Below are 9,782 nucleotides of genomic sequence, written 5' to 3' on the forward strand. Positions count from 1 at the left end.
GGGCCCTCAGCGCGGCAGCGCCACCACATAGGCGCTCGGCTCCCGTTCCGGCGCCGCCATCAGGGCGGTACGGACCACCGCGGCGTGTTCCGCGGGGGCCTCGCGCAGGGTGCGCGGCAGGCAGCGGACGACGGTGATGCCCAGCCGCTCCAGATGCTCGCGCTTGTGGTCGAAGGCCGAGTGCAGCGGGTCCTCCTCGGGGCGCGGCGCGCGGGTGTCGATCTCCAGGGCCACCGCGTGCTCCGGCCAGTAGGCGTCCACGCCGCCCAGGTGCGGCCCGCCCGGCAGCCGCAGATCGACGTTCCACAGCGGTTCGGGCAGGCCGTGCTCGCGCACCATGGCGTAGAGCCGCTGCTCGGCCAGCGCCCGGCCCTCGGCGAGCAGGGTGTCGACCGCGTCCACCACGTGCGGCCGGGTCAGCAGCCGCGCCCGGCTCAGCTCCCGTACCACCGCGCCGGCCTCGCTGTGGCCGCCGCGCACCGCCTCGGTCAGCAGCCGGCGCACCGCCGCGGCGTCGCCCAGCCCGGCGACCGCGTCGGCCAGCGCGCGGGGCACCGGCGCGGTCGGCACGCCGGTGACCTGCTGCGGCACCGGCAGGTCCACGGCCCGGACGACCTGCGCGAAACCGGTCGAGCGCAGCCGGCGGGTGCGGGCGACCAGCACCTCGATGCGGTCCAGCACGAGCAGCGGGGGAGCCTCGGAGAAGCCGTGCAGGGCGAGCGCCGCCAGACCGGTGATCATCGCCTCGGGGGCGTCGCCGGACCCGCCGGGCTGGCGGGGCACGGACGAGCCCCGGTGGCTGGCGTACAGCAGCACCGCCTGCAGCCGCTCCTCGCTGGTGGGCGGCCCCGGGTGGAGCAGGTAGACGCCCGGCAGGACCTGCTGCCAGCAGCCGCCGGGGCGGCAGCGCTCGGTCAGCTCCGCTGCCGGGACGCCGTGCTCACGCAGCTGGCGGGTGGTCAGCACCCGGCTGCGGAGCCCGGAGAGGTGCTGGAGGGGGAGGGGGGAGAGCGGGGTGTCGTGGTTCATGACCGCTGGATTCCCGCCCCCGCTCCGCCCCCTAACCGCTGTTACACGCCCGTACCTCAAACCGGACAATCCTGGGCTAAAGTACGGGCGTTCGACTGCCGAAAAGGGCTGGTGGCAGCCGGGGTTACGGCCTGGGCCCGGCCGCCTCGTCACAAGCCTGTGCGCGCAGCGCCCGGGCGAGGTCGTCCCGCTCCTCCAGCACCAGCCGGCGCAGCGCGGGCGCCGCCTGGGCGTGCGCGGCCAGCCAGCCGTCCGCGGCCTCCAGGGTGGCGCGTTCCACCAGCCACGCCGGGAACAGCCCGCGCACCACGTCCATCGCGATCTCGATGGACCGCTCCCGCCACACCCGCTCGATCGCCGCGAAGTAGCGCGGGGCGTACGACGTCAGCAACTCCCGCTGCCCGGGCTGCGCGAAGCCGGCGATGGTCGCCTCCACCAGGGCGTTGGACAGCGCGTCGGACTCCACCACGTCCGCCCACGCCTGCGCCTTGACCTCCGCCGACGGGCGGGCCGCCAGGCAGCGCACCTGGTGGCGCTTGCCGGAGGCGGTGTCGTCCCGGGCCAGCTCCGCGGCGATCACGTCCTCGTCCGCGACGCCGTGCGCGGCCAGCGGCTCCAGGAACGACCAGCGCAGCTCCTGGTCCACCTCCAGGCCGTCGATCTTCGCCGTGCCGTCCAGCAGGCCCCCCAGCAGCTGGAGGTCGGCGGGGGTGGTGGCGACCGCGGCGAAGTGCCGGGCCCAGGTCAGCTGGTGGTCGCTGCCCGGATCGGCCAGCCGCAGCTCGCGCAGCGCACCCTCGGCCAGCTCGCGGGCGGCCGCCTCGCGGCGGTCCGGCGCGCAGTAGTGCTCCAGCGCCGTCTGGGCCTGCCCGTGCAGCGACTGCAGTACGCCGATGTCGGTCTCCTGGCCGGCGAACCGCCGCACCAGGGCGAGGTAGTCGCGGGTCGGCATCAGGCCGTCGCGGGTCAGGCCCCACAGCGCCGCCCAGCACAGCGCCCGCGCCATCGGGTCGGTCAGATCGCCGAGCCGGGCCCGCAGCGTGGCCAGCGACCCCTCGTCGAACCGGACCTTGCAGTACGTCAGGTCCTCGTCGTTGACCAGGATCAGCTCGGGCCGCTCGGAGCCGGCCAGCTCCGGCACGGCCGTCCGCGGCCCGGTGACGTCGACCTCGGCGCGGGCGTAGCGCACCAGCGCCGAGTCCGCGTCCAGACGGCGGTAGAGGCCCACCGCGACCCGGTGCGGCCGCAGCTCCGGGTGCTGGGGCGCCGCCTCCTGCAGGATGCTCAGCTCGGTGATCCGGTCGTGTGCGTCATAAGTGACCTGAGGGGTCAGCGAGTTGACGCCGGCGGTCTCCAGCCAGGACCGCGACCAAGCCGCCATGTCCCGGCCCGACGTCTCCTCCAGCACCGCCAGCAGGTCCGCCAACCGGGTGTTGCCGTACGCGTGGCGCTTGAAGTAGCGCCGGGCGCCCTCCAGGAACGCGTCCTGGCCCACGTACGCCACCAGCTGCTTGAGCACCGCGGCGCCCTTGGCGTAGGTGATGCCGTCGAAGTTGAGCTTGGCGTCCTCCAGGTCGCGGATGTCGGCGGTGACCGGGTGGGTGGAGGGCAGCTGGTCGGCGCGGTAGGCCCAGGACTTGCGGCGGTTGGCGAAGGTGATCCAGCCGCCTGCGAAGCGGGTCGCCTCCACCTGCGCGAAGGCGCCCATGAAGTCCGCGTAGGACTCCTTGAGCCACAGGTCGTCCCACCACTGCATGGTCACCAGGTCGCCGAACCACATGTGCGCCATCTCGTGCAGGATGACGTTGGCCCGGCGCTCGTAGGACGCCTCGGTCACCTTCCCGCGGAAGACGAACTCCTCGCGGAAGGTGACACAGCCCGGGTTCTCCATCGCGCCGAGGTTGTACTCCGGCACGAACGCGGTGTCGTACTTCCCGAAGGGGTAGGGGAAGTCGAAGTGCTCGTGGAAGAAGTCCAGGCCCTGCTTGGTGACGGTGAAGACGTCGTCGGCGTCGAAGTGCTTGGCCAGCCCCTTGCGGCACAGTGCGCCCAGCGGGACGACCAGCTCGGTGCCGTCGTCGAAGGTGCGGCGGTAGGTGTCGGTGACGTAGTGGTACGGGCCGGCGACGACGGCCGTGATGTACGTGGAGATCGGCCGGGTCCGCGCGAAGCGGTGCGTGCCGGCCTCGGCGTCGCCTTCCTGGGCACCGTTGCTGAGCACCACCCACCCTTCGGGGGCCGTCACCTCGAAGGTGAACGGGGCCTTCAGATCGGGCTGTTCGAAGTTGGCGAACACCCGGCGGGCGTCGGCCGGCTCGTACTGGGTGTAGAGGTAGACCTCGCCGTCCTCGGGGTCGACGAAGCGGTGCAGCCCCTCGCCGGTGCGGCTGTAGGCGCACTGTGCGTCGACGACGAGGGTGTTCTCGGCGGCCAGGCCGTCCAGCGCGATCCGGGTGCCGTCGAAGACCTTCGTGGGGTCCAGCTCCCGCCCGTTGAGGGTGACGGAGGCGACCGACGGCGCCAGCAGGTCCGCGAACGTCGACGCGCCCGGCTCGGCGCAGCGGAAGCGGATGGCCGTACGGGACCGGAACGTGGCCGCGGCCTGTCCCTGCCCGACCGCTGAGCGGACGTCGAGCGCCACGTCGTAGGCGTCGACGCTCAGCAGCCGACCCCGCTCGCGTGCCTCGTCCCGGGACAGATTCTCACCTGGCACGACGTGACTCCCTCGTCCTCGTCTCGAATATCGAACACGGGGAATCATGGCACGCCCCCCGACGGTTGAACCTGCCACCGGACAGCACGACCGAGAACAGACCCAGCACGGCTTGCCTGAGGAGACGAGACCCTTGTCCGAAACTGCGAAGACCCCGGCAGACTTCTGGTTCGACCCCCTGTGCCCCTGGGCCTGGCTGACCTCCCGCTGGATGCTGGAGGTGGAGAAGGTCCGCCCGGTCGAGGTGCGCTGGCATGTGATGAGCCTGGCCGTTCTCAACGAGGACAAACTCGACACGCTGCCGGAGGAGTACCGCGAGAACATGCGCCCGGGCGGCAAGGCCTGGGGCCCGGTCCGGGTGGTGATCGCCGCCCAGCAGCTGCACGGCGACGAGGCCGTCGGCCGGCTCTACACCGCGCTGGGCACCCGCTTCCACAACGAGGGCCTCGGGGTGAACCCCGAGAGCATCGCCGCCGCCCTCGAAGACGCCGGCCTGCCCGCCGACCTGATCGAGTACGCCGACAAGGACACCTACGACACACAGCTGCGCGCCTCCCACAAGGAGGGCATCGACCTGGTCGGCCAGGAGGTCGGCACCCCGGTCATCGCGGTGCCTGGTTCCGACGGCGAGCAGATCGCCTTCTTCGGCCCGGTCGTCACCCCGGCCCCCAAGGGCGAGCAGGCCGCCAAGCTGTGGGACGGCACGCTGATGGTGGCGTCGATTCCCGGCTTCTACGAGATCAAGCGGACGCGGACCCAGCCGCCGGTCTTCGACTGACGCCCGGACCGCGCCGTCGGCGCAGGGGCGAGGCCCCACGAGTCATGTCCTCGTGGGGCCTCGCCGTTACTCCGCCCGCCCGGCGAAAGGTGAGAAGACGATCACGAGGCGGGACGCATCCTGGGCGCGCTACGGCGCCAGCAGCAGGTTGTGGGCGCGCTCCTTGGCGGCCGTGTAGCGCTTGGCCACGTCCTGCCAGTTGACGACCTGCCACATGGCCTCGATGAAGTCCACCTTCTGGTTCTTGTACTGCAGGTAGAACGCGTGCTCCCAGGCGTCGAAGACCAGGATCGGAACCGAGCCCTGACCGACGTTGCCCTGGTGGTCGTAGATCTGCTCGACGATCAGCCGGCCGGTCACCGGCTCGTAGGCCAGCACGCCCCAGCCGGAGCCCTGGGTGGTGGCCGAGGCCTTGGTCAGCTGGGCCTTGAACTTCGCGAACGAGCCGAAGGACTCGGCGAGCGCGTCGGCCAGCTCGCCCACCCCGTCCTTCTCCAGCGGCTCACCGCCGCCGTCGCCGGTCATGTTGTGCCAGTAAATGCTGTGCAGGATGTGGCCGGAGAGGTGGAACGCGAGGTTCTTCTCCAGGCCGTTGATGCTGCCCCACTGGTCCTTGTCGCGCGCCTCGGCGAGCTGCTCGAGGGTGTCGTTGGCGCCCTTCACATACGCCGCGTGGTGCTTGTCGTGGTGCAGCTCGATGATCTCGGGGCTGATGACCGGTGCCAGCGCCGAGTAGTCGTAGGGGAGTTCCGGAAGTGTGTAGGTCGCCATGCCGATCCCGCCTCCAAGCTGCGTACATGCAGTAGTAGCAGTGCAGTAGTTGCAATCTATGTGCAAGAGCACGCTACCAGCAGGAGTGATCACCGGCCGGTCGCGGGGAGTGTCCTGGTCCCAAAGAAGGAGGCGGGGGGGGGGGGGGGGGGGGGGGGGGGGGGGGGGGGGGGGGGGGGGGGGGGGGGGGGGGGGGGGGGGGGGGGGGGGGGGGGGGGGGGGGAGGGTCGGGAGAGAGCGAAAAAGAAAGAGACCACCCCCCCCCCCCCCCCCCCCCCCCCCCCCCCCCCCCCCTGCGGGGTACTACGAGGGAGGGGGCTAGGCCCTGTCGGTGTCCTTGCCCAGGGCCTGCTGCCGCAGCAGCCCGACCACCGCCAGCACCACTGCGAAGCCGCCGGTGAACAGCAGCTGGATGCGCTGGTTGTCGTCGCGCAGCATCAGCAGCAGCACCGCGACGATGCCCGCCAGCGCCACCCACGTCAGGACCGGGAAGGCCCACATCTTCACCACGAGCTTCTCCGGAGCCTCGCGCTCCAGCCGCCGCCGCATCCGCAGCTGGGCGACCGCGATGAAGCCCCACACCACCAGGACCGCCGCGCCGACCATGTTCAGCAGCCACTGGAAGACCGTGGTCGGCCACCAGAAGCTGAAGAGCACCGCGAGGAAGCCGAAGGCGGAGCACAGCAGCACGGTGCGGCGCGGGACGCCGCCGCTGACCTTGCCCAGGAAGGCCGGGCCCTGGCCGCGGGAGATCAGCGAGTACGCCATCCGCGAGGCGCCGTAGATGTTGGCGTTCACCGCGGAGAGCAGCGCGATCAGGATGACGACGTTCATCACCTGGCCGGCCGCGGGGATCTTGAGGTAGTCCAGGACCGCCACGTACGGGCCGCTCTTGGCGATCGAGGGGGCGCTCCAGGGGATGACCGTGACGATGACCGCCATCGAGCCGACGTAGAACAGGGCGATCCGCCACATCGCGGTGCGCACCGCGCGCGCGACACCGCGCACCGGGTCCTTGGACTCGGCGGCCGCGATGGTCACCGTCTCCAGGCCGCCGTAGGCGAACACCGAGGCCAGCAGACCCACCATCAGGCCGTCGACGCCCTTGGGCAGGAAGCCGCCGTCACCGGTGAGGTGCGTGGCGCCCGGCGCCTGGGTGCCGGGGAGCGCACCGCAGATGGCGAGCACGCCCAGGATGAGGAAGGCGGCGATCGCGGCGACCTTCAGGGCGGCGAACCAGAACTCGAACTCGCCGAAGTTGGAGACCGCGGCCAGGTTCGTCCCGGTGAAGATCACCATGAACAGCAGGACCCACATCCAGGGCTCGCTGCCGGGGAACCACTGGTGCATCACATCCGCGGCGCCCAGCGCCTCGGCGGCCACCGCCACACACAGCAGCGCGGTGAACATCCAGCCCACCGTGAAACCGGCCCAGGAGCCGATGGAGCGCTCGGCGTGCACGGAGAAGGAACCGGAGGCCGGATTGGCCGCGGCCATCTCGCCGAGCATCCGCATGACCAGCATGACCAGGGCGCCGGAGACCGCGTAGGCCAGCACGATCGAGGGGCCGGCCGCCGCGATGCCCTCGCGGGAGCCGACGAACAGGCCCGCGCCGATCACGCCGCCCAGGGCGATCATCGACAGATGGCGCTGCTTGAGGCCGTTGGACAGCGCGGAGCCACTATCGGGGCCGGCGCCCTCCGTCGCGCTGGTCTGCGCGGGGGAGGCGGACGAGGGTGTCCGATTCATGTCGTACCTGTCCCAGTAGGTGAGAGCGGAGCAAGGCGAACCGCGGTCTCCCGAAGCCGCGACCGGTGCGACGGTGCCGCCGGGGCATCGGGTCGCGCAAGGGCTGCCGATGGCGCAACTCCGGGATCCTCGGCAAAGCGGGCTCAGTCTGAGTGCCGGTGTCCGCTCAGGGCAACAGTCATGCAGCGAATGTTCGGTATTCAGACGCGATCGTCACCGTGTGTGCCTGACAAGTCGTCGATTGCCACGCCGTGTGACGTCCGTCTCGGGGCTGCCCGGCGCCCGGCGCGGCTCAGCGCCGCTGACGACGTCCCCTCAGCTCCCGTACGCCCGCCACCAGCAGCACCGCGGCGGTCGCCCCGGCCGACCACAGCAGATGCGGACGGGCCGTGTCGTCGGTCAGCATCAGCACGATCACGCCGGCCATCGCCAGCAGCGCCGCCCAGGTCAGATACGGAAACGCCCACATCCGCAGGGTCAGCTTCTCGGGCGCCTCGCGTTCGATACGCGGACGCAGCCGCAGCTGGGAGACGGCGATCAGGCCCCAGACGAACAGCAGCACCGCGCCGACCGCGTTGAGCATGTAGAGGAAGACCGAGTCCGGCCACTTCAGATTCAGCAGAACGGAGACGAACCCGAAGGCCACCGAGGCCAGCACGGCCCGGCGCGGCACCCCTCCCCCCGACACCTTCAGCAGCGCCCGCGGCGCCTCACCGCGCTCGGCCAGCGAGAACACCATCCGCGACGAGCCGTAGAGATTGGCGTTCAGCGCCGAGAGCAGCGCCACGAACACCACGATGTTCATGATCTGGCCCGCGCCCGGCACCCCGATGCGCTCCAGCGCCGCGACGTACGGACTCTGGCCCGGCCGCATCGACGACCACGGCAGCAGCGCCACGATGACCAGCATCGAGCCGACGTAGAAGAACAGGATCCGCCACACCGCGCTGCGCACCGCCCGGCCCACCGCCCGCGCCGGATCGTCCGACTCGGCCGCGGCGATGGTGACGACCTCCAGCCCGCCGAAGGCGAACACCACGGCCAGCACCCCGGAGACCACCCCGCCCCAGCCATGGGGCAGGAAGCCGCCGTGCCCGGTGAGGTTCGCCATCCCGACCGGCTCGCCCGAAGAATTCGGTCCAGCCGGCAGCACCCCGAAGACCGCCAGCAGTCCCAGCACCAGGAACAGCACGATCGCGGTGACCTTGAGCGTGGCGAACCAGAACTCGAACTCCCCGAAGTTCTTCACCGCCGCCAGGTTGGCCACCGTGAAGACCACCATGAAGAGCAGCACCCAGCCCCACTGCGGCACCGCCGGCACCCAGCCATGGGCGATCTGCGCCGCGCCGGTGGCCTCCACGGCCAGCACCACCACCAGCAGGAACCAGTACAGCCAGCCGACGCTGAAACCGGCCCAGCGGCCCAGCGCCCGCTCCGCGTGCACGGAGAACGCACCGGAGGCCGGCATCGCCGCCGACATCTCGCCGAGCATCCGCATGATCAGCATCGCCAGCGCGCCCGCGATCAGGTACGACAGCACGATCCCCGGCCCGGCCACCGAGATCCCCGCGCCGGAGCCCACGAACAGGCCCGCGCCGATCACCCCGCCCAGGCCCAGCATCGTCAGATGGCGCTGCTTGAGCCCCGTGGACAGCGGCTCCTTCTCGCCGGCGCCCTCGACGAGCGGGGACTGCCCGGCGGTGGTCGGTGTGTCGTGCATCGGCTCGTAACTCTCACAGGAGGCGGGGCGGCGGGGCCGCCGGAGGTTTGGGGGAACTCCACAGGTCACCGCGGGGCGGGCCCCAGTCTCCCCGCACCCCGCGCGCTACCACAAAACCGGCGCCATGCGACGGCCGGGTTCGTGATGAGCATCACGTGACCTGCAAAGACGTCACGCGCCCCGGCAGGGCCGGGCATTGTGGCGGTTGTTCGGAACTCTCCAAGCGGGCCGGTACGGCTTTGTCACCGCCACACGATGATCGCCACCGGCCGCCTGGACTAACGTCGTCCCGTCCCGTCCCGATCCCTCACACCTCGCGGAGCCCCCCGATGAGCACTGCCGCCCTCGTTCGCCCTGGCACGGTCCTCGCCGACCTGCTGCCGGCCGCCACCGCCTCCCGCGCCCGCGTCCGCGACGCCGCGCTGGTGGTCGGCGGCGCCGCGCTCACCGGCATCGCGGCGCAGATCGCCGTCCCGGTCCCCGGCTCCCCGGTCCCGGTCACCGGCCAGACCTTCGCCGCCCTCCTGGTCGGCGCCTCGCTCGGCGCGGGCCGCGGCCTGCTCTCGCTCGCGCTCTACGCCCTGGCGGGCATCGCGGGCCTGCCGTGGTTCGCCGGCGGTGCCTCCGGCGCCGGCGGTGCCACCTTCGGCTACATCGTCGGCATGCTGCTCGCCGCCGGCCTGGTCGGCGCGCTGGCCCGCCGCGGCGGCGACCGCGGTGTGCTGCGCACCGCCGCCACGATGGCCGCGGGCACCGCCGTGATCTACGCCGTGGGCGTGCCCTACCTCGCGCTGAGCACCGGCATGTCCCTGGGCCAGGCCGCCGCGGCCGGCCTGGTGCCGTTCCTGATCGGCGACGCCCTCAAGGCGGCGCTGGCGATGGGCGCGCTGCCGACCGCCTGGAAGCTGGCGGGCCGCCGCGGCTGAGCGCCGCACACCGCACCGAAGGGGGGGGGGGGGGGGGGCCCCCCCCCCTTTCTTCCCCAGGGGCGGTCCCGCTGGGGCGTTCCCCCATCCCCTCTC

General features: G+C 72.0%; 7 protein-coding genes. 2 read left to right on the forward strand and 5 right to left on the reverse strand.

What is annotated here, in order from left to right:
* Nucleotides 1-6 precede the first annotated feature (6 nt).
* Nucleotides 7-1,029, reverse strand: a complete 1,023-nt coding sequence (locus ACZ5XZ_RS14755) for a hypothetical protein (RefSeq protein WP_468977779.1) — start codon at nt 1,027-1,029, stop codon at nt 7-9.
* Nucleotides 1,030-1,153: 124 nt separating this feature from the next.
* Nucleotides 1,154-3,742, reverse strand: coding sequence for an aminopeptidase N (gene pepN / locus ACZ5XZ_RS14760; RefSeq protein ID WP_468977780.1), 2,589 nt, complete (start codon nt 3,740-3,742; stop codon nt 1,154-1,156).
* Nucleotides 3,743-3,875: 133 nt separating this feature from the next.
* Between pepN and ACZ5XZ_RS14765 the strand changes: the two genes are divergently transcribed.
* A complete protein-coding gene (locus tag ACZ5XZ_RS14765; RefSeq protein ID WP_468977781.1) occupies nt 3,876-4,520 on the forward strand; it encodes a mycothiol-dependent nitroreductase Rv2466c family protein in 645 nt (214 codons plus the stop codon).
* A 129-nt stretch (nt 4,521-4,649) separates the two neighbouring features.
* On the opposite strand, the gene ACZ5XZ_RS14770 is transcribed toward ACZ5XZ_RS14765, so the two are convergent.
* The 3 genes from ACZ5XZ_RS14770 to ACZ5XZ_RS14780 form a co-directional block, all read right to left on the reverse strand.
* A complete protein-coding gene (locus ACZ5XZ_RS14770) occupies nt 4,650-5,291 on the reverse strand; it encodes a superoxide dismutase (protein ID WP_468977783.1) in 642 nt (213 codons plus the stop codon).
* Nucleotides 5,292-5,609: 318 nt separating this feature from the next.
* Nucleotides 5,610-7,040 carry an amino acid permease gene (locus ACZ5XZ_RS14775; protein WP_468977785.1) on the reverse strand — a complete coding sequence of 477 codons (1,431 nt, stop codon included), beginning with the start codon at nt 7,038-7,040 and terminating at the stop codon, nt 5,610-5,612.
* Between the two features lie 292 nt (nt 7,041-7,332).
* Nucleotides 7,333-8,760: an amino acid permease gene (locus tag ACZ5XZ_RS14780; RefSeq protein ID WP_468977786.1), complete on the reverse strand. Its 1,428-nt coding sequence runs from the start codon at nt 8,758-8,760 to the stop codon at nt 7,333-7,335.
* A 329-nt stretch (nt 8,761-9,089) separates the two neighbouring features.
* Between ACZ5XZ_RS14780 and ACZ5XZ_RS14785 the strand changes: the two genes are divergently transcribed.
* On the forward strand, nt 9,090-9,686 hold the full coding sequence (locus tag ACZ5XZ_RS14785; protein WP_468977788.1) for a biotin transporter BioY: 597 nt from the start codon (nt 9,090-9,092) through the stop codon (nt 9,684-9,686).
* Nucleotides 9,687-9,782: the final 96 nt, after the last annotated feature.

The sequence above is a fragment of the Streptomyces sp. NPDC033270 genome, from assembly GCF_055576575.1.